This is a genomic window from Psychrobacter urativorans (genome assembly GCF_904846695.1).
Classification (GTDB): domain Bacteria; phylum Pseudomonadota; class Gammaproteobacteria; order Pseudomonadales; family Moraxellaceae; genus Psychrobacter; species Psychrobacter urativorans.
In genome coordinates, this window is sequence record NZ_CAJHBR010000002.1 from 17989 (window position 1) to 39712 (window position 21724).

Here is a 21724-nt window from a genome sequence, read left to right on the forward strand (position 1 = left end):
TTTTTCTTACTGTCATTCCTAATGAAAAATCTAATAATGATAACGACAAGAAATAATAGTCAAGTGATTCTCATCAACGGCGTATACCAAGCGATTGGCATCATCAATACGTCGCGACCAAAACCTTGACAAATTTTCTTTTAAAGCTTCAGGCTTACCAATGCCTGCAAAAGGACTTCGTTTACATTCTATAATTAACTTGTTAATACGTTTGAGTGTTTTTTTGTCTTGCGTCTGCCAGTATAAATAGTCTTTGCAAGCAGCATCCGTCCACGCTAATTGTTCGCTCATAACCCTGCCTTGTAATATTAAACGTCTTCAGTATCGGTTTCAGTACTTATATCAGTATCAGCAACTAATTCACGTACTACCGTTTTGCCCGCTTGATATTGAGCAATAGACTCTGCTAAGTGAGTAGCGTTAGCAGGGGACCTCAATAAATAGACGGTTTCCATCAAGCTATTATAATAATCAAGTGACATCACGACGGCATCATCGGCATCACGACGAGTCACGATAGTGGCATTGGCATCGTCATTGACAGCATCTAAAACCGACTTCAAATGCTTTCTAGCTTCTGAAAAACTAACAACTCTCATAATAATCTCTAGCAATTGTACAATAAACAGTACATGTTACGCTATATATAAAAGTATATCAATAAATGTAAAAAAACCGATGCTATATAAACTACACAACATCGGCTCTTTTCTTACTCAGAACTTATGATGATTACGCAATATCTAACGTACCATCGATAAACTCTTTAGCAAAGCGCTGCAGCATACCGCCAGCGTTATACATCTTCACTTCATCAGCAGTATCTAAACGGCAGATGATAGGCACTTCCGTTTTGCTGCCGTCAGTACGGTTAATCACTAGCGTCATCATACCGCCAGCAGATACTTCACCGGTCACATCAAATACTTCGGTACCGTCGATATTAAGCGTATTGCGCGTAACGCCTTTTTCGAACTGTAATGGTAGAGCACCCATACCGACTAAGTTTTGACGGTGAATGCGCTCAAAGTCCTCAGCGACCACTACTTCCACCCCGGCTAAACGCACGCCTTTAGCAGCCCAGTCACGGCTTGAGCCTTGACCATAGCCATCACCTGCGATAATGATAAGCGGCTGATTACGGTTCATATAGGTTTCAATGGCTTCCCACATACGCATAACTTGACCTTCGGGCTCAACGCGAGCTAGCGAGCCTTGAATAACATCACCGCTCTTATTATCACTGCCATCACGTACCATTTCATTAAGCAGTTTTGGATTGGCAAAAGTAGCACGTTGAGCCGTTAAGTGATCACCGCGATGGGTGGCATAAGAGTTATAGTCCTCAGACGGTAGACCCATAGTGTCAAGATACTCGCCAGCCGCTGAATCCCCTAAGATAGCATTCGACGGTGACAAATGGTCGGTGGTGATGTTATCACCAAGCACCGCTAATGGACGCATGCCTTTTAGCTTATTCATCGCTGCCATTTTGCCTTCCCAATACGGCGGACGACGGATATAAGTGGTTTGCTCACGCCAGTTGTATAGTGGGCTTAAAGCTTTGCCTGTATCTTTTTTGGCTTCATCGAACATCGGTATATACACCGCATTGAACTGTTCGGGTTTCACGGCTGCGGCAACGATAGCATCAACTTCATCATCATCGAACCAGATGTCTTTTAGATAAACATCATTACCGTTTTGGTCTTGGCCTAATGAGTCTTTTTCGATATCGAAGCGAATATTACCAGCGATAGCATAAGCAATAACCAAGGGCGGTGATGCTAAGAACGCTTGCTTAGCATAAGGATGGATACGACCATCGAAGTTACGGTTACCCGATAATACCGCAGTAGTAAACAAGTCATTATCGATAATTTCTTTTTCGATATCCGGGTCGAGGGCGCCACTCATACCATTACACGTCGTACAAGCAAAGCCGACTACATCAAAGCCAATCTGTTGCAGCTCAGACATCAGACCAGCTTCTTCTAGATACATTTTTACGGTCTTAGAACCAGGGGCTAAAGAGGACTTCACCCAAGGCTTACGCAATAGACCTTTTTCATTAGCATTACGAGCCACTAGTCCAGCAGCTACCATATTGCGTGGGTTGGAGGTGTTAGTACAGCTAGTGATAGCGGCAATAATAACCGCGCCGTCGGGCATCATACCGTCTTTTGGCTCTGGTAGTTTTTCATCAGCGCCGTGGGCGATACCTTTGGCGACTAAGTCGGTCGTCGATACGCGAGCATGTGGACGCGAGGGACCGGCCATATTCCGTACTACTGCTGACAAATCAAACTCAAGCACACGGGCGTATTCGGCTTTTTCCATACCATCAGCCCATAGGCCAGTTTGCTTAGCATACTGCTCGACTAGTTTGATTTGTGCTTCGCTACGACCAGTCAAGCGTAAATAATCGATGGTTTGCTCATCGATATAGAACATCGCTGCGGTCGCGCCATATTCAGGGGTCATGTTGGAGATAGAAGCACGATCACCAACGCTGAGCTGGCGGGCACCTTCACCGAAGAATTCGATATAAGTCGAAACCACTCCAGCATCACGTAAGAATTCGGTCATCGCGAGTACTAAATCGGTACCCGTTATGCCTTTTTGCAATTTACCGGTGAGTTTCACACCAACATAATCCGGTAGTCGCATATATGACGGATTACCAAGCATCACGCTTTCAGCTTCTAAGCCCCCAACACCGATAGAGATCACCCCTAAGGCATCGACCATAGGCGTATGACTATCAGTACCGACTAGGGTATCAGCGAAGGCAACCTGTTGACCGGCTTTGTTCTGTACCACTTGCACTACTGGCGACATTTTCTCTAAGTTGATTTGATGCATAATGCCATTACCGGGTGGCACGACGTTGACGTTATCAAAGGCATACTGGCACCAGTTGATAAAGTGAAAGCGGTCATCGTTACGACGCTCTTCGATAGCTCGGTTTTTTTCAAAAGCATCTTCTTCAAAGCCCGCATGTTCAACAGCTAAGGAGTGGTCAACGATCAATTGCGTTGGTACGATAGGATTGACTTTTGATGGATCGCCCCCTTGCTCAGCGATAGCATCCCGTAGGCCCGCTAAATCAACAAAGGCTGTTTGACCTAAGATATCATGACAAACGACACGAGCAGGATACCAAGGAAAATCAAGGTCTTGCTTACCTTCGATATGTTGTTTTAGCGCAGCGGTTAGATCCTCTGGTGGGCAACGACGCACTAAGTTTTCGCACAATACCTTTGAGCAAAACGGGAGCTTGTCATACGCGCCAGCCTGAATATTTTCAACGGCTTCGCGAGTATCAAAATAATGCAGCTCGGTATCAGGTAAAGGCTTTTTGAAGTGATCGTTCATCGGTTGTACTAGAGCGTTGTCCATAAGTCACCTTTGGCTATTGGCTGGTTGAAATGGGTATAAAATAAAGAGTTATATTTATTGTTTATAACTTCCTGAAATACTGTCACATAGAATAGATTTTTCTTTATAATTAAAAGATGCACCAACGACTGCATCCCCATACCATTCATCATCGTTGTATTCTATATGCTTAAATTGCGGCTCTAATCCTCGAAAAGAACTTTTAAAAAAGACCTCATCATAAAAGTGATCAGAGTTTGGAACTAGATATATGTTTAGGTGAGATAAAGGAATTTTGCGATAGCTAGCTTCTTTAAATTTAACTGTGTAGGTAACGCTGTTCTTATTATCTTTGTCGCCTTTTTTAATGGTGACTGAGTCAATTGCTTTTTGATATTCACTAGGAATAATATAATTTTTTCTTAAAAAGAATCGAGTACCTTCATATTCACCTTTGGTATATGATTCATTATGACCAATAAAACTGTTTTTAAAATTGTTATATCGATCAGCCGATAACTCTGATTTTTCTCCTATTGAATCACCACAAGCTTCTTCGTATACTTGAAATAAGCTCGTCAAATCAGTAGTAGCGTTAGCAGGTATTAAGGTAAAAACACTTAAACTTATAACTCCTAACATTATTGATGTCTTTACAAACTCTATCATCATTATCCACTTTAGAAAAAACATTAAGTTTAGATCTCTCTTATCAAAATGATAAAGATAAGAAAGACCTAAGCTTTTTAGATGTATCTTAACGCGCACTGATATCAGGCACAGAACGTAATTCTTCACCGATATACTCGGCACTTGGGCGAATGATACGGTTATTAGCCCGCTGTTCAAACACATGCGAGGCCCAACCTGTTAGGCGCGAGCAGACAAAGATTGGCGTGAACAACTTAGTTGGAATACCCATGAAGTGATAGGCTGACGCGTGGAAGAAATCTGCGTTACAGAACAGTTTTTTCTCACGCCACATGACTTCTTCACAGCGTACCGATACAGGGTAGAGCACCTCATCACCAACGTCTGCTGCTAGTTTCTCAGCCCAGCCCTTGATGACCACGTTACGTGGATCTGATTCGCTATAAATCGCATGACCAAAACCCATAATCTTATCTTTACGCGCCAGCATAGCCATCATTTCTGTTTCTGCTTCATCTGCTGAGTTAAAGCCAGCAATCATATCCATTGCTGCCTCATTAGCACCGCCATGCAAGTGACCTCGTAGCGAACCAATGGCACCAGTGATACAAGAATGAATGTCAGATAAAGTAGAAGCACAGACACGAGCAGTAAAGGTTGAAGCATTGAACTCATGCTCAGCATAAAGAATCAAAGAGACGTTCATAACCTTTTCGTGCAGCTCGTTTGGCTTTTCACCTTTGAGCAGATGTAGGAAATGACCACCGATAGTGTCATCATCAGTCTCAGTTTCGATACGCTCATTGTCATGAGTGAAGCGATACCAGTAGTTAATAATAGAAGGGAAAACCGCTAGCATACGATCAGCTTGATCGTTCTCTTCGGCAAAATCCATTTCAGTCTCAAGGTTACCTAGCATAGAGCAACCAGTACGCAATACATCCATCGGATGCGCATCAGCAGGGATACGCTCAAGCACGTCTTTTAACGGCTGTGGTAGGCCACGTAGCTTTTTAAGCTTAGTTTGATAAGCATCAAGCTCGCTTTGAGTCGGTAGATTGCCGTATAGCAATAGATAAGCGACTTCTTCAAAGATGCACTTGTCTGCCAGCTCTGAGACATCGTAACCACGATAAGTCAGACCAGAGCCTGATTTTCCGACTGTAGATAATGCTGTTTTGCCTGCGACTTGACCACGAAGACCTGCGCCTGACAATACTTTTGCTGATTGGTTTTGTGCTGCCATAGTAAATTCCTTTTGTTGGTAGCTTAGGGTAAGTAAAAACGGTTACTTGCTGTTAGATCAAGCGCTGAGTACGGTCGTCTATGATTAAATCAGCGCTTGAATAGTACGGTTTACTGCTACTAGTAGACTGCTGCTAGTAAAATGAGTCGTTTATTTATTATCGGCAAATAGTTTGTCTAAAGTTTGCTCGAACTCATGATAGTTTAAGAAATCATAAAGCTCCATACGGGTTTGCATAGTATCGACGACTTTGTCTTGTGTGCCATCAGAGAGAATATGCTGATAGACGTTCAAGGCGGCTTTGTTCATCGCTCGAAAGGCTGACAATGGATATAACACCATATCAACACCAACGCCTTGTAGCTGCTCAGTAGTATAAAGATCCGTCTGACCAAATTCCGTCATGTTAGCTAGTACTGGAATATCTAACACATCAGTGAACTTGCGATACATCTCGATATCAGTCAAAGCTTCAGCAAAGATCATATCCGCGCCCGCTTCTTGAAAGGCCAGTGCACGTTCAACCGCAGCATCTAACCCTTCAACCGATAAAGCGTCAGTACGGGCCATAACTACAAAATTCTCGTCAGTTTTGGCATCCATAGCTGCTTTTAGGCGATCGACCATCTCAGCGATACTAACGATTTCTTTATTAGGGCGATGACCACAGCGCTTCTGAGCTACTTGGTCTTCGATATGCACGGCTGCAACCCCAGCTTTTTCCATTTTGCGAATGGTTTGAGCGATATTAAACGCACCACCAAAGCCAGTATCGATATCTACTAGTAAAGGTGTGTCGACCGCGTCAGTAATACGACGAGCATCCTCTAATACATTATCTAGGCTAGTCATCCCTAAGTCTGGTAGACCAAATGAAGCATTGGCTACGCCAGCACCAGAAAGATATATAGCTTTATGACCAGCTTGAGTGGCCATCATAGCCGTATAAGCATTGATAGTACCGACTATTTGTAATGGTTGGTTGTTAGTGTTTTGCTGTTGCATGGCATTACGAAAGCGCGCGCCTGCTGAAATTGAAGTCATTTTATAATCCTTAGCTGGTTTTAATATAAATTTTTTTAATACGGTATGTTTTTAATACAACGATAAAGTAGGCTCGGCGTAGGGTATTTGTACAATGCCTGAATACCTTTAGACTATAGATAATCCAAGCACTTTTAAAGAGCTATTAAAGGGCTATTGTTTAGTTAATAAATATTAGCTATTTAAAAAAATTTAATCTATCCGTTTTATGAATAATTATATCTATAAAACAGTTGTTTAATGTCTGCGTTATTCATAACGACCAAAATGCAGGGAATAATAGTTAGATAATATTTACATCTGGTTACAATTAACCCTCGTGTATCTATAGAGGCTTAGAGGGGCTGTCTACTAATATTAATATTACTAATGCCAAGACCATTAATCAGTAATTGGTAATTAGGTAAATAAAAAAGCCCCTATAGCTAAGGTATAAGGGCTTTGATTAATACTATGTTATTACTTTTAATATTGCTAAATGAGGTCTGAAACAGATAATGTTAACCGAATAGCCCAGCAAGATTGGCTAAGAACAATAGTGCAAAACCGCCTAAGAATATCAAGCCAGCAATCGATAGAGCATTCATACCGGGTGATAGTTTTTGATGGCTCTTAACCAATGAATAGTTAAGCCAACCAAAAATAGGTGCCGACACAAAGGCAGATATCATAGCGAATTTCAGCATAGTCCCTAACTGTCCTGCGAAGAAACTAATGATAACCAAGCCGCCACCGACAGCGTAAGTGGTCCAAAAGGCGACTTGTTTTTTATTAATCTCACTTTCACCTTTTAGCAAGCGCCAGCACTCGGCATTGGCACGTCCATAACCATCTGCACAAGTAATCGTAGTACCGAACATGCACATAAAGGCCACGAAGGCGACTAATAGGCGGGACCATTCACCGATAGTATTCGTATACATGCTAATAAGCTGGTCGATATAAGCGCCACCAGCAATCTGAATCTCTTGACCCGAGCCGTACTGTACAAATACCCCCAATGCTAAAAAGAACAACGCCAAAATAGCAGAGATCGCATAGCCAACGTTGAAATCAAGCAGCCCTTGACGCTTAGTTGTATTATCAGCTTTTCTCTTAGCTGAAGTCCACATAGAGGTAATTGCCGCGAACTCAAGTGGCGCTGGCATCCAGCCCATTAGCGCTACAATGAAACCCAAGGTCGCTAAGTTCCAAGGAGAAGCAGCAACAAAATCTGGAGTCACTACTGTTGGCTTGCCAGCAGCAATAATTACCGCTGCTAAGGTTGCCGCCGTCAAGGCAAGCATAATCCATTTGGTCAGCCCATCAAGCAGCTTATAGTGACCCGCTATCAAAAACACCCAGCATACCGCAGTTACTATCAGTGCCAAAGCAATCGTTGATAAGCCAATAGAGGCAGGTAGCATAAAGCCTAAGATCACCGCAGCAATTAAGGATACGGCGCCCGTACTAATCACCGCCGACAGAATCGAGAGAATAAAGTAAATCCAAAGATAGGCTTTTGAGCGTTTGGCATAGCCAGCAATTAGGCTCTCGCCGGTATCATAGACATAGTCAGTACCGAAACGAAAGAATGGATATTTAAAAACGTTGGCTAAAATAATCATGATAGCCAACTGCCAACCATAAATAGCACCGGCTTGCGTGGACGAAATGAGATGTGAGCCTCCAACAGCTGCCGTCGCCATTAAAATTCCAGGCCCAAATATACGCCAGCTAAAGCCTTCTTGTGCAGCACTAGCTGTTGCATCTGAATTGTTGATTCGTTGTGTGGTCATGAGTACCCCAAATATAAAATATGGCAAGCTAGCACTGACCTGTGAGAGCTTGCTACAAATTTTGCCGATTAAAGTTTATCAATAAAGAGAAATAGTGGTAACTTTAGCATAGCGTACTTAATTAAGGATAATAATTATTTTCGTGGCTTAAACCAACTATCCGTTTTGAGTGCTTAGCTTTTACATAAACTGCTGCCGCCGATAAGTAATACCACGCTTTTCATAAACTTCATAAATCGCATTTAGTAAGTTGAGAACCTTAGGATGGCTAAAGTCTTTTAGGGTATGTAAATAAATAGGGGAAGTAACATTTTCGTGAATCAGACGCTGATAGCTAATCTGATCAGTACGCATGTTTTGCAAGCTGGCAGGCACTAAAGTAATGCCTTCACCAGCAGCAACTAGCCCCAGCGCCACTTGTAAATCACTCACCTTAGTGGTGGTAAATGGGGTAATACCATATTGAGCAAACAGGTTTAGCAAAGGTTCAGTCACACTATGAGCTGCTGTAGTCTTAGCGCGGTTGGCGTTGGGCACGGTTGGCTGGTTATCGTGAGTGGCTGTTGTACTAACGGTAAAAGCGCCAGCACTTATGTTGGTTATGTCAGTTATCTGCGCTGGCAAGTGCGTTTGATGATATAAAATCAAGCGGTTATTGACCAAATCAATCAAACGCTGGTCTTTAGTGTGAGCGAGAGGATGCGCTTTTGGCAGAGCGACTACATAACGCTCATGGCGTAACAAAATCTGCTGAATCCATGGATCCTGATGAGGAAAGCGGCTAAAACCCACGTCGATCTCACCCGATTTTAGCGCCTCAACTTGTTGGTAGGAGCTGATATCCTTAAGGTTGACTTCGATATCAGTAGGGTAGTCGGTACTGGCAAGTTTCGAGGGTTTACCGTCTTTATTGCAACTATTGATATTACTATTGCTATTGTTGTTACTGCGACTAGTGCTATGTTGCTTTAGGGTGGCGATAACTTCTGGCAGCAGACCGTAGAGTACTGAGGGCACAAAGCCAATATTGAGCGTTGCGTTAGGTGCTGCCAGCCGCTGAGTCATATTAGTAATAGTCGACAGCTCGGTCAGTACAGCGCTTACTTTGTCATAAAAAAATAGTCCCGCTTCTGTCATCTGTAGTGGTCGGTGATAACGATTAATCAGCTCGACACCAATATCAGCTTCCAGCTGTTTTAACAGCCGACTGAGACTTGGCTGTGATAGCTCTGTGGACTTAGCAGCCGCACTAAAACTCTGTAATTCAGCGATTGCAACAAAAGCCTTAATCTGTTTTAGATCCATAATTAGGGTATACCTTTGTTGTATTTTCTATAGCCAATAAAAAAGCGGCATTTGGTGGTATTTTATCTGCCTTTAACATAAGTAGTGCTGGTTTATAAATTTATCTACAATGCCAGCTTAGCAATACCCTAAGAGTATATAATAAGCTTATATAAGGCGGTAGCTCAGCAACAATATGACTCGCAGTCATGCAACATTTTATTTAATAGTATTTTGAACTTTCCAATCGTATCTAGAAAGCAGATTAATCTATATAGGGAACATAGTTATCGAACTCCCAATTTAAACGTATTCTCATATATAAAGTACTAAGGTTCCTTTTTAGGAAAATCTCGTAGTTTATCTATATAGTCAGCCCAATCTTGCATCATTCGTACTCGAGTATCAATTTCATCTAATCGGTTGTAAGCACCACCATGTGTGTCCTTTATCCTATGGCCCAGCTGTAACTCTGTTACGATATCCGAATAGCGTAACTCAGGTTGTTCCATAAGCAAGGTTTTAGCTGATGCCCGAAAGCCATGAGCACATTGAACCTCTTTATAGCCAAGTCTATGAAATACTTGCACTAGCGCCGCTTTACTAATATAAGGATTGTTTGAGGCGCGCATTGAGGCAAACACATATTCATTATGACCTGTATCCGATTGAATGCTGCGTAAACGTTGCATCACCTGAGTGGCTAATGGTACGACCAATTGCGATACCATATCCTCACGACCTTCGCCTTTAGTAGGGGAGAACTCCCATAGCTTATTATCCCAATCTATATCCTGCCAGCGCATAGACCGCAAATCGATACTACGCACAAACACGTAGGGTAGTAAATTCATTGCCTCCAAAGTGATTTTATTTGCCCCTTTAAAAGTGCACATATCATTTAGGAGAGTGGCAAACTGATCAGGTTTGGTAATAGCTGGTAAGTGGTTGCCTGAGCTGGCAGGTGCTAGCTCGCCACGTGTATCAATAGCCACATTCTTATCGCATAATCCTCTTGCGACAGCGAATGAAAATACTTTTTCCGTATAAAGACGAGTGCTAGCACCCACGAAGGTTGCCTGATTTTGATTGTTTTGAATAGCCTCACACACCGTTAATATCATCTCGCTGGTGATATCGTTCATTCTTAAGTCGCCAATCTCGCGACACATATATCCTAGACATAAATCCCAATATTCCAGTGTCGACTCACTAAATGAGAGTTTGTTAGATTTACCTTTATGACCACTTGATGTCTTGTGGTCTCGCCAAGCTTGGGCAACCTCAGAAAACGTGGCGTTTTTTAGATGGGCATATTTATTCACTTGTTGTTGCTGTACAGCCTTAGGGTCAACACCCTTGGCAACCATGTTGAGTATGGACTCGGCTTTATACTTAACCTCATACAAACTAATATCATTGATCTTGCCAAGCATCATTCTAGGTCGCTTACCATCGATACGTGGATGGGTATAACGAAGGTAGTATTCTTTTTTGCCGTTTGGGTAGATGCGCACACTTAAACCTGCAACACCTGAAATACTTACTGAATAATCGTTATCCCGGCATTCAAGTTTATTAATATCATTTAAGTTGTCGACAGCCATGATGTATATCCGTAAGCTTTATAAGCAAGGTGAGTGTTAGTCTGTTATCCGTATGCTGATATTTAGAATAATCTTTGCGCCCATTTTAGAAATCTTGAAAAGTGCCTTTTGGCAAGCATAAATAGCTACTGGACACTAATATGGACACTGTTATTCATTAGTTAAATTAGCGATCCTTTTAAATATAATGATCCAAGGCACAATCATTCCCAAGGTTCACTTGGGGATGATTATAGTGTAGTGCAGAAAGAAGCAGTAAGCTATTTTTTTGTTGATATATATGGCGTTTGAAGGAATAAACTTCACATAGATTAAAAGTAAGAGTGCTGTTTGCTATTGGCAATAGAGGCCTTCGGCATATTTACACCAAAAACCATGCTCCTGTACTCGCACAGAATACCTTAATCAGGGTGATAGTGCTGTTCTGTGCAAATTTGCAGTACATTATTTTGAGGATGATTGTTAATACTGCTGCGTAGAATGACTAAAAGTAAAGAGATGGAGAAACACTATCTCAACAATAAAGGAATAGTCTATCGCAGAGTATTTATGTCATCTTGCGCTGATTTCAGTATTTTGATATTTACAATCAATTGTTTACAATAAGATTATTCAATGGCACTACTAAACCACAGGATAAAGGAGATATTGTGCAAGAAGCACGTAAGTTAAAAGATTCTATGACAAAGAGACCCAAGCCAAAGGGTATAGACGTTCTTTGTGGTTTGAAGCATTTCGCTATCATAACCTATGCCGTACCAGAGAGTAGATTCAAAGGAATGTTTCCTGATCGATTTCAACTAGACGTGGTGGAAATAAATGGCAAAAATATGGGGCTAGTATCAGTAGTACCCTTTATCGATGTTGATTTTACTTCAGCTGTTTTTCCTTTTCCAAAATTTACCATGGGGCAAACCAACTATCGTATTTATATTATCGATACTGAAACTAGTGAGCGTTGTGTATGGTTTCTTGGGACAACGCTTGATTCTTGGACTTTAATGATTCCTAGATACTTATGGAATTTACCGTGGCATGATGGAAGCGTACACTTCGATTGCTCCTTAAACGAATCAACCGGACTGTATGAAAAGTACCACATGGAAACCTCATCCAGTTGGGCTGAAGCTTCCGTTGACCTAGTACAATCAGAATTCGATGAGATAGCATTTTCGGGTTTTCCTGATGCTGAATCAGCATTAGTTTATCTTACGCATCCTCTGTGTGGCTTCTATTATCGAAGGGACAACAAAGTAGGCACCTATCGAGTATGGCATAAAGAACTCAAAGTCAAACCGGCAAAGCTAAAGTCAGCTAATTTCAAGCTTTTATCTGATCTAGGTATAGTCGATGAAACAGAGCAAAAGACTCCTTATAGCGTGTTAATAGAGCCGATAAATGAATTTACCATATACTTACCACCTACCGTTGTAGAATAATTTTTTAACAAGCAAAAAAAAGCAGACATCATAATTGATATCTGCTTTTTTATTTCAAAGTCATTGTTTAAGTAACTGCCTTTAACCAATCATTAGCCCTGAGGCGTGATTAAGTACTTCTCGCCAGTGGCTTGTTTATCATAAGCTTTGATCGACTGTAAATGTAACGCTTGTTGCAGCGTAACCTCATGCGTATAGCTGCTGGCAAAGGTAGTGGTGATTTCTTCTGCTACACGCTTGCGCATAGACTTGACCGTTTCAGCGCCCAGTTTACCCAGTGCATTGAACAATAAGAATCCGTTTACACCCCAAGCAAAACCGAAGTTGCGGTTCAATGTGATAGGGCCACGGTCTAATGCCCCATAAATATATGCTTGTTTAAAAGTAGTGGAACCATAAACGCTGTATTCTTCTGCATCAGCAGTGATAGCCGCTTCCATACAGTTTAGGATATCGCTGGATAACTGACCGCCGCCAATAGGGTCGAATGAAATTGTGGCGCCTGTTTTGGTAATCGCTGCCGTTAAATCGGCAATGAATGTATCGCTGCTTGAGTTAACTACATATTTTGCGCCCATATCACGCAATAGTTGTTCTTGCTCATCCTTACGCACGATATTGATCAAATCAATACCATCAGCCATACAGATACGGTTAAGCATCTGGCCAAGGCTAGACGCTGCTGCCGCGTGAATGATGGCCTTGTGACCCTCAGCACGCATAGTTTCAACCATTGCCAATGCAGTAAGTGGATTCACAAAAGAAGAAGCACCTTGTTTAGCCGTTGTGCCTTCTTTTAATGCTAAGCAACTTTTTACATTAACGCAGTGATACTGACGATAAGTGCCGCCACCAATCACCGCAACCATTTTGCCCATTAGCGCTTGGGCGGCTGGCGATGAGCCTGCTGCGACAACCGTACCTGCACCTTCATTACCCACAGGTGTGTCTTTATTCACCCGTGTTTTGAGGGCTGGCATGAACTTGGTAGGAACATCAGCGGTCACGATAGGGTTTTGCTCAGTGCCTGTCTGTACAGCGGTTGACATGTCAGCCATGCTGAACATAACCCCAAAGTCAGACGGGTTCAATGGTGCGGCTTCAAGGCGAACGACAACTTCATCAGCGCTAGGCTGTGGCATATCGATGTCTTGTAAGGTAAGCGTTAATTTATGGTCATCACTAATGGTTGAAACCAGTTGGATATTTTTATCAGTCATAATTTTTACTCCTGCAAATGATGGATGGCATCACTGCTTTTATTGATATAGGTTGTATTTTATTGTTATCGGCATTACCCAGATTGGGTAGCTTGTATCTGAGCTTTTACACGCTGCATAAATTCGGGCATATTTGACTATATTGTAGTAATTGCTGGCGGCAAAGCCGTGCAAAGTAATCATAAATTATTCTTCCGTCATTAACGTGAAGCTTGTTTTTAGTAGTCATGCTTAATCTGAACCTATTATTACCGTTTTTAATATGATGATATATAGCATAAATGATGAATCACTATTGCTTTTAAGACAACAATAAAGGCAGAATACTTAACGATTAGTAGTTAATCGTTAAGTATTGCCAGGTTAGTAAATGACTATTTTTGACTGGAGATAGAGTTTGGATCAGCTGCGGGCCATAAGATATTTTAGTAAAGTCGTCGAAACAGGTAGCTTCACTAAAGCGGCGAAGGTGTTCGATGTACCGGTATCCTCATTATCAAGGCGGGTGTCTGATTTGGAAAAGAGCTTGGGCGCGACATTACTCAAGCGTTCGACTCGACTCGTTAAGCTGACGGAAGTAGGGCGGGTCTACTATAACGATATGCAGCAGGTATTAAATCAACTAGAGCAAAGTAGGGAGACGGTTCGTAGCTATCAGACAACGCCAATGGGGCGCTTACGGATTAGCTCGATGGTGGGCTTTGGTGAGAAGATATTGCTGCCTTTATTGGATGAGTTTAGTGCGTTATATCCGCAAATTGTGCTTGATGTCAGCTTAAGTGATGAATTATCTACACTTGGACGCGATGATGTTGATATTGCTATTCGCGGTGGTTACGCACCAAATGAGCGAGTAATTGCAAAACGCATTATGGACAACAGTTTTATCCCTGTCGCATCACCTAGCTATTTGGAAAAAAATGGCGTGCCGAATCATGTATTAGAATTAAAACAACATAAGGGCCTTTATTTTAAGACGCCATTAGGGATGACCCCGTGGTTATGTATTATTGATGACCAGTGGCATGATGTCTCAGGCCCAGCGATAGCGATTTCGAATAATGGGCCATGGCTGGCAAAAAAAGCCAGCGCTGGTGACGGTGTGCTAATGTCTACTCGGTGGGCATTGTCATCATATCTTGAGTCAGGGGCATTACAACAGCTGAAGTTCGAGCATCAACTAACCGTGACGCAGAACTCTGAGATGGCTGTTTATTTGTTATACCAAAAACAGCGTTACTCAGTGCCTAAAGTAAAAGTAGCAGTGGACTTTTTGTTAGGGAGAATAAAAGCCACCAATGATTGCTAAAGCATGACATCATCATCACTAATATCGTTAGGGACTGTCTATTTAACATAATATACATTATGCGAAAACAAACCAACGGTTTTTATAAGTTTCCTAATAGCTATTCTATAAGGCTTTTTACTACTTATATGACACTTACTTATAATTAACGGCTGTATTACTTCTTAGCTAATATGCTTTGCTGATTATCTAAATGATAGCAAAATACTTTATAGCCGAATATCCAAGCCGCGTCTTAGTTTTAGGCTGATCATTTATTATTTAGCTAATCCGATCTTTACTGACAACTGTTTAGCAAATGCGATTTTAGAGAAATATTCTTCGTTAAAACCACATCAGCTATTTGGCAAACATCATCATCGCAGGATAATTCATAATAAATAGTGCTGCCTTGCGCTAAGCTCACTTTAACTAGACCTTGCTCAGTCACAGCGAACTGTTTGTTTTGTGAATAATCAGGATCTTGAGAATCCCATAGCACATCATAATCGATACCACAGTTCAGCTGTTCTCTATCGAAATAATCGTCTGCAAGCTGAAATGCAGCTTTTAGCTCTGGATCGCTATACTGCCGCAAAACCATAGGATCATTCATACCTTCAGTACTGACATCTTGCTGATACATCTTTTCGACAGCAGCTACTTTCATCGCCATAAGTCTCTGTTGCAGCTCGACATCATTGGCTATGGCACTAACAGCTATTCCAGTGCCAATGATTGCTACTAACACATACACTATGTATTTTTGCATAATGTTATCCACCCACCATGATTCATAACTTCATATGCTCTATTTACATTATAGCTACTTCCTTAATCCGCTGCATAATGGTATTAGTAAGGTTTAGTGCGCTCCATTGCTTTTGAGGACATCGTTATGAAAACATCACCTTGTTATAAACTAGCCACTAGTAGCTGTATAGCGTTGTCAATACTGGCTACTGGCTGTCAATCAGTACCTGCTACTGATACCAGTATAAGCGATCAAAGCGCGTCCACTCCGTCCCAACCTCCAGCTGTTACTAGCCAGCAAACTCTTACTGAGCAAGCACTACATATCCAGCGTGCGCTTGCCAGCCACAATTATGCTGCCATCATCGATGATATTCACCCGACTCGTGGTGTGCGCTTGTCGATGTATGCTTATGTACGTCTAGATTCTGACAAAGTTTTTAGTCGTGCCCAATTCGCCCAGTACTTGCAGCAGTCCAAAATCCGCTTTACTTGGGGTGATCTGGACGGTGCTGGTGAGCTATTCATTGTGCCATTACCAACGTATTTAGACACTTGGGTCGATGGCAGCAAGTTCAATGATGCCCGTATAACCGTTAATAAGTTTGAGTCTAGAGGCAATATGATCAACAATATCAACGACACCTACCCAGACTTAGATGTGGTTGATTTCTATCGTAAAGGTAGCGAAAAATCTAACGGTATGGACTGGCGTGGCATGCGCTTAGTATTTGATGACTATCAAGGTAAGCGTTATTTAGTAGCTATCGTTAATGATCAGTGGACGGTTTAAGGCTTCACTTAGGCAAATAATTAGGCAAATAATATGGTCGCTTTGTACAAAGCTATGGTTCATGCTGTAGAGGATAAGGCCTTTCACTATCAGCCTACCCTTCAGAACCTCTATATAGGGCGGTTATAAAAACAAAAAATTGAGCATTAGGATAAATATTCGATAAGAAAATACAAGTGGTTTAACTCTTCACGATATATTTGTATTTTATCGTATCTGTGGCAACCTTAAACCATCAAACGCTTGTTGTGTAATGCCCTATAGACGTTGTATAGTCAATATAGGACACGGACGTTGTCGCCGCTATTAAGCATAAAATAGCGGTAACCTCATCTACTATAACAATGTATAACTTTGCCAAGGATGTGTGAGGTATTTATGAATAAAAAATCAACTCAGAGTCAATCCCAAAGCCAGTCTGCAACAGACAGCACCAATAACAGCGCTGCTGAAAAAAACAATCAACAGCAGAGCCAAGCCACTGTAACTACTACTAAAACAAACGCTACTAACGATTCTGCGCAACACCCTAGCAAAAAGCTTGAGAGTTTTGATGAATTAAAAATAGCCGATGGCCAATACCGTCCGGTAGCCAAGGCAGTAGGTGATTGGCTAGATAATATCAATATTGACGCCCTTAATCACTTAAATGAACAAGCCGAAAACATCTTTTATCGCAAAGGCGTTACCTTTACGGTATATAGCGATGCCAAAAATATCGAGCGTATGATTCCGTTTGATATCATTCCTCGTATTATCGCCGCTAGCGAGTGGCAGCTGATAGAAAAAGGCTGTAAACAACGTATCACTGCGCTCAACGCATTTTTGCACGATATTTATCATGAGCAAGCTATTATGAAGGCTGGTGTTGTGCCTGCCAGCTATGTCTATGCTAGCGGCTGCTATGAGCCTTGGATGATGGGCATCGAACTTGATAAGCCTATTTACTCCCATATCAGTGGTATCGACTTGATTCGAGATGAAACAGGTACCTTTTGCGTATTAGAGGATAACTTACGTACGCCCTCTGGTGTCTCTTATATGCTCGAGAGTCGTAATATCTCAGAAACCCTATTATCGGATATGTTTGCGCAGACCCCTATTCTAGGCATTAGCGACTATCCAAACCGATTAAAAAAATGTCTTGCCAGCTCAACCAGCAAGTATGATCCCCAGATTGTCATCTTAACGCCAGGGCGCTTTAATAGTGCCTATTATGAGCATGCCTTTTTGGCGCATGAGATGAATGTGCCACTAGTCCATGGCTATGACTTAGTAGTGGAAGACAGCAAAGTTTATATGCAAGGTATTCGCGGCAAAGTACAAGTTGATGTGATTTATCGCCGCATTGATGATCCTTATATCGATCCTTTAGCCTTCCAGTCCAACTCTATATTAGGGGTATCGGGACTGATGAGTGCCTATCGAGCTGGTAATGTCGTTATCGTCAATGCTCCTGGTACTGGTGTGGCTGATGATAAGAGCTTGTATCCGTTCGTTCCCGATATGATTAAGTTCTATTTAGGTGAAGAAGCTATCTTACCGAATATTGAAACTTATCAATGTCGTAAGCCTGATGAGCTCAAATATGTGCTCGATAATTTAGACAAGCTAGTGGTAAAAGAGACTCAAGGATCAGGGGGCTACGGTATGCTCATTGGCCCAACTTCTACTAAAGAAGAAATTGAAGACTATCGTTTACGCTTGCTTGAAAATCCAAGCGGCTTTATTGCTCAGCCGACCATTTCGCTATCGACTAACCCTACTGCCGTCAGCGATGGTATTGCCCCACGTCATATTGACTTACGCCCCTTTATTTTGAGTCATGGTGATGGCTCAGTAGATATAGTGCCCGGCGGCTTGACTCGGGTAGCTATGGTTGAGGGCTCACTAGTAGTCAACTCCTCTCAAGGTGGTGGTATCAAAGACACTTGGGTTATTGATGATACAGATTTAAACCAAAATAACGTAGACGCTAGCCCCGCAAGTAATAGGCAAGCTGGCAACACTGATAAGCTGTTAGAGAAAAATACTACTAGCCACCCTGAATACTATGATCGCTTACAGCCAATAGAGGCAGGCTATGATTATCTAATTGATGCGCCGATGATACTACTGTTGTCTACCGCTAGTCATCTGATATGGCTAGGCAGATACGGCGAGCGTCTTTACTATTACGACAGCATCATGAAGCAGCTGATTAAAGGCAATCTTGAAAAATCACAAGTACAGCATTTGGTTAGTTGTCTGGGCTTTAATGCCGATGTAGAGGCATCGCTCGAAACTATGAAAGCACAAATAATGGCCAATCTTGAGCAAGATATAATTCCTAATGTCGTGCAGTCGATTGAGGCCAATGTGCAAGAGGCCAAAGGGGTTATTGGCAAAGATACTGCCGAGCTCTATAACCTGATCAAGCGACTTAGCAGTGCGGGTACTTATCGGGCGGCAACCTTGCAGCTATATGCTTGTAATGCAGCTATGAAACAAGAGCATTCTACAGTAACTTGTTTTTGGCAATTAGGACGCCACTTTGAGCAACTTGAACGAGCAGTGTTATTAGATGAAAACTCTCTAGAAGTCAGCCTTCAGTTTAAGCACTGGATTAATGAGCTACCAGAAAATACGCGCTGGCGTGAGCTAATACGTCTGACCAATCAGATGATTAAATCTAAACGATTTAGCGATTTCAACCTTATTAGCAAAGAGTTCAATCTTATTCTACGCCAAGGGGTCTAGTGCTGTTATTAATGCTAAATAACCCTAAATATTGAGCCACTATTTAACGACTGGGTAATTTGGATACGTGATCAACTTAAGCCTATTATAAAAATAAGGATGTTATTATGAAATTACAAATCAGTCATCAGACTAACTATTACTATGAAGAATTGGCGCAGCGCAGCGTACAGTATATACGCATGACGCCTATGCAACTGCCCCATCAAATTATTCATAAATGGGATGTTATGCTGCCTAAAGTGGCGAACAAGCAAAAAGACGGCTTTGGTAACGATTGGTTGACCCTAAGTCGTAATGAAGCGCACAATAACTTGCAAATGCAAGCCTCCGGTATCGTTGAGATCAATACCGAAACGGAGTACTTAGAGGATATGGATAATGTGCCCTACTTGCTATTTACTGTGCAGACGCCATTAACTAAATGCTCGCAGGAGATGCGAGATTTTGCAGCGCCTCATCTAAAAACGGTCACTCATGATAGTCTAAAAAAACTGGCCAATGAGCTGATAATGAGAATGCCTTTTGTCAAAGATGTGACTCATGTAGGCACTACTGCTGCTGAGTCTTTTGCCACTAGTGCTGGTGTATGCCAAGATCATACTCATGTGTTTGTAGGATGCTTACGAGATCAACAAATTCCAGCGCGCTATGTGTCAGGCTACTTATATGATGATACCGAAAACCATATGGCAAGCCACGCTTGGGCAGAGGTTTGGCTAGATGGCTATTGGTATACTTTTGACATCTCAAATCAGTTATTCCGGCCCAGCTCACATGTGTATGTCGCTATTGGGCGCGACTACTTAGATACTGCGCCAGTACGCGGTGTACGGATGGGTGGCGGCTATGAGAATCTTTATAGTCAAGTGCTAGTGACCAGATTATCTTAAGCTATATTATTTTTTAACTACAACTTTACTAGGTGTTTATATGACTTATTGTGCGGCTATTCGCTTAAAAGACGGCATGGTTTTCGCAAGTGATACTCGTACCAATGCTGGTGTTGATCATATATCAACCTTTAAAAAGATCTATCAATATGGTATCGAAGGTGAGCGCTTTATAGTACTACAGACCGCTGGCAGTCTCGCCACCTCGCAAGCCGTCTTTACTAAATTACAAAATGATATCGATCAGCGTGCTGAGCCTAATATCAATACAGTGATTACCTTGTTTGACGCTGCGCAAATGGTCGGTGAATGTATGCGCTCTATTATGAATCATGCAAAATCAGTAGCTAACGCAGGCACTGATGGCGCATTCACTAGCTCCTTCATGCTAGGGGGACAAATTAAAGGGCAGTCTCCTGAGTTGTATAGAATTTATCCTGAAGGCAACTGTATTCGAGCTACTGAGGATACACCGTTCTTTCAATTGGGAGAGAGTAAATATGGTAAGCCTATCCTTGATAGGTCGGTAAGCTATGATACGGATCCTAGACATGCAGCCCGAGCTTTGATGCTGTCCTTCGACTCCACTATTCACTCAAACCTATCAGTAGGTATGCCCATAGATTTTTTATTGTACGAAAATGACAGTCTAAAATTACCTAAAGGTCGCCGTATCGATGACAACGATGAGTATTTTAATACTATTCGCAGTCAGTGGTCAGAGGCGTTACGCCGTACTCTAGTTGAACTACCCAAGGCGCCCGATGGTTATTGGGTCTAGTTCTAGTTAAAGGAGACTTATGCTAAATTTAAAAGCCTACTTGCTGTTATTGGTACTCGCTCCTATAAGCGTCTATGCGACTTTTGGCCCTGAGGACAGCGGTGATTATTTATCCAATACTACGGTAACTCCTAGCCAGCAGCGAGTAATGCAGGATGCGATTTATATCAAGCAAGCGCTTGCTTATAAAAACTATCAGGCTATTGCACCGCTAATTCATCCAACTCGTGGCGTGCGCTTTTCAATGTATGCTTATGTCGACCCCAAGAGTGATAAGGTTTTTAGCCGTGCTCAATTCACTCAGTATCTTAAAGCCTCTAAAATTAAGTTTACTTGGGGACAGCAAGACGGTACTGGCGATCTCTATATAACCCCGCTACCAGCTTATCTGACTGCTTGGGTTGATGCTAGTAAGTACCAAGCAACCTCGCCTACAATTAACCAGTTTCAAGGCTTTGGCAACAGCTTAAATAATCTAACTAATATTTACAAAAACCATGATTTTGTTGAGTTTTATTATCCTGGTAGCGACAAGTATTCTGGAATGGATTGGCAAGCCATGCGCTTAGTCTTTGCTGACTATAAAGGTAAGCCTTATCTAGTGGCTATTGTTAACGATAAGTGGACTATATAAGTAGTTATACTGAGTACTTATGAGCAGCACTTAAGACTTGAACCTATTCGATAGTATTGCCTATTACTTGTATTACTCTAGCCTTGATAAGACTGGTGCTTAGCGGTCCTGATGACTCAACTGTTAAATCAGCGCTAAACTAAATATAAAAAAGCCTACAAAATTGTAGGCTTTTTTTATAATAGAACTTTGA

At 41.9% G+C, this 21724-nt stretch carries 18 protein-coding genes; 7 read left to right on the forward strand and 11 right to left on the reverse strand.

The annotated features are described in order from the left end of the window. Positions 1 to 30 precede the first annotated feature (30 nt). The 9 genes from JMY09_RS02270 to JMY09_RS02310 form a co-directional block, all read right to left on the reverse strand. Positions 31 to 291 (reverse strand): Txe/YoeB family addiction module toxin, encoded by a 261-nt coding sequence (locus tag JMY09_RS02270; RefSeq protein ID WP_201621974.1) that lies wholly within the window; start codon positions 289 to 291, stop codon positions 31 to 33. 17 nt (positions 292 to 308) lie between these two features. Then, on the reverse strand, positions 309 to 599 hold the full coding sequence (locus JMY09_RS02275) for a type II toxin-antitoxin system Phd/YefM family antitoxin (RefSeq protein ID WP_201621975.1): 291 nt from the start codon (positions 597 to 599) through the stop codon (positions 309 to 311). A gap of 133 nt (positions 600 to 732) precedes the next feature. Continuing rightward, positions 733 to 3378: a Fe/S-dependent 2-methylisocitrate dehydratase AcnD gene (gene acnD, locus JMY09_RS02280; RefSeq protein ID WP_201622163.1), complete on the reverse strand. Its 2646-nt coding sequence runs from the start codon at positions 3376 to 3378 to the stop codon at positions 733 to 735. A gap of 78 nt (positions 3379 to 3456) precedes the next feature. Beyond that, on the reverse strand, positions 3457 to 4023 hold the full coding sequence (locus tag JMY09_RS02285; protein ID WP_201621976.1) for a hypothetical protein: 567 nt from the start codon (positions 4021 to 4023) through the stop codon (positions 3457 to 3459). A 115-nt stretch (positions 4024 to 4138) separates the two neighbouring features. Further along, positions 4139 to 5278, reverse strand: a complete 1140-nt coding sequence (gene prpC, locus JMY09_RS02290) for a bifunctional 2-methylcitrate synthase/citrate synthase (protein WP_201621977.1) — start codon at positions 5276 to 5278, stop codon at positions 4139 to 4141. Positions 5279 to 5428: 150 nt separating this feature from the next. Then, positions 5429 to 6322, reverse strand: a complete 894-nt coding sequence (gene prpB, locus JMY09_RS02295; protein WP_201621978.1) for a methylisocitrate lyase — start codon at positions 6320 to 6322, stop codon at positions 5429 to 5431. 500 nt (positions 6323 to 6822) lie between these two features. Then, positions 6823 to 8100, reverse strand: coding sequence for an NRAMP family divalent metal transporter (locus JMY09_RS02300; protein WP_201621979.1), 1278 nt, complete (start codon positions 8098 to 8100; stop codon positions 6823 to 6825). A 180-nt stretch (positions 8101 to 8280) separates the two neighbouring features. Then, complete coding sequence (locus tag JMY09_RS02305; protein ID WP_201621980.1) at positions 8281 to 9405, reverse strand: LysR family transcriptional regulator; 1125 nt, start codon at positions 9403 to 9405, stop codon at positions 8281 to 8283. A 308-nt stretch (positions 9406 to 9713) separates the two neighbouring features. After that, positions 9714 to 10991, reverse strand: coding sequence for a tyrosine-type recombinase/integrase (locus tag JMY09_RS02310; RefSeq protein WP_201621981.1), 1278 nt, complete (start codon positions 10989 to 10991; stop codon positions 9714 to 9716). A gap of 650 nt (positions 10992 to 11641) precedes the next feature. Here JMY09_RS02310 and JMY09_RS02315 point away from each other — a divergent pair. Further along, complete coding sequence (locus JMY09_RS02315; protein ID WP_227677119.1) at positions 11642 to 12430, forward strand: DUF2071 domain-containing protein; 789 nt, start codon at positions 11642 to 11644, stop codon at positions 12428 to 12430. 92 nt (positions 12431 to 12522) lie between these two features. On the opposite strand, the gene JMY09_RS02320 is transcribed toward JMY09_RS02315, so the two are convergent. Next, the gene (locus JMY09_RS02320; RefSeq protein ID WP_201621982.1) at positions 12523 to 13650 is read right to left on the reverse strand and encodes a zinc-binding dehydrogenase; all 1128 of its coding nucleotides are present in this window, start codon (positions 13648 to 13650) and stop codon (positions 12523 to 12525) included. A gap of 397 nt (positions 13651 to 14047) precedes the next feature. Here JMY09_RS02320 and JMY09_RS02325 point away from each other — a divergent pair, with 397 nt between their 5' ends. Next, positions 14048 to 14959 carry a LysR family transcriptional regulator gene (locus tag JMY09_RS02325; RefSeq protein WP_201621983.1) on the forward strand — a complete coding sequence of 304 codons (912 nt, stop codon included), beginning with the start codon at positions 14048 to 14050 and terminating at the stop codon, positions 14957 to 14959. A gap of 277 nt (positions 14960 to 15236) precedes the next feature. Here JMY09_RS02325 and JMY09_RS02330 read toward each other — a convergent pair whose 3' ends face one another. Continuing rightward, complete coding sequence (locus tag JMY09_RS02330) at positions 15237 to 15710, reverse strand: hypothetical protein (protein WP_201621984.1); 474 nt, start codon at positions 15708 to 15710, stop codon at positions 15237 to 15239. A gap of 126 nt (positions 15711 to 15836) precedes the next feature. On the opposite strand from JMY09_RS02330, the gene JMY09_RS02335 reads away from it, so the two are divergent. The 5 genes from JMY09_RS02335 (at position 15837) to JMY09_RS02355 (ending at position 21531) form a co-directional block, all read left to right on the forward strand. Then, entirely contained in the window at positions 15837 to 16484 is a 648-nt protein-coding gene (locus JMY09_RS02335; RefSeq protein ID WP_201621985.1) for a hypothetical protein, read from the forward strand. 378 nt (positions 16485 to 16862) lie between these two features. After that, the gene (locus JMY09_RS02340) at positions 16863 to 19223 is read left to right on the forward strand and encodes a circularly permuted type 2 ATP-grasp protein (protein ID WP_201621986.1); all 2361 of its coding nucleotides are present in this window, start codon (positions 16863 to 16865) and stop codon (positions 19221 to 19223) included. Between the two features lie 107 nt (positions 19224 to 19330). Next, positions 19331 to 20116: a transglutaminase family protein gene (locus JMY09_RS02345; RefSeq protein WP_201621987.1), complete on the forward strand. Its 786-nt coding sequence runs from the start codon at positions 19331 to 19333 to the stop codon at positions 20114 to 20116. A 40-nt stretch (positions 20117 to 20156) separates the two neighbouring features. After that, positions 20157 to 20897 (forward strand): peptidase, encoded by a 741-nt coding sequence (locus tag JMY09_RS02350; RefSeq protein WP_201621988.1) that lies wholly within the window; start codon positions 20157 to 20159, stop codon positions 20895 to 20897. Between the two features lie 19 nt (positions 20898 to 20916). Then, entirely contained in the window at positions 20917 to 21531 is a 615-nt protein-coding gene (locus JMY09_RS02355) for a hypothetical protein (RefSeq protein WP_201621989.1), read from the forward strand. Positions 21532 to 21724 lie beyond the last annotated feature (193 nt).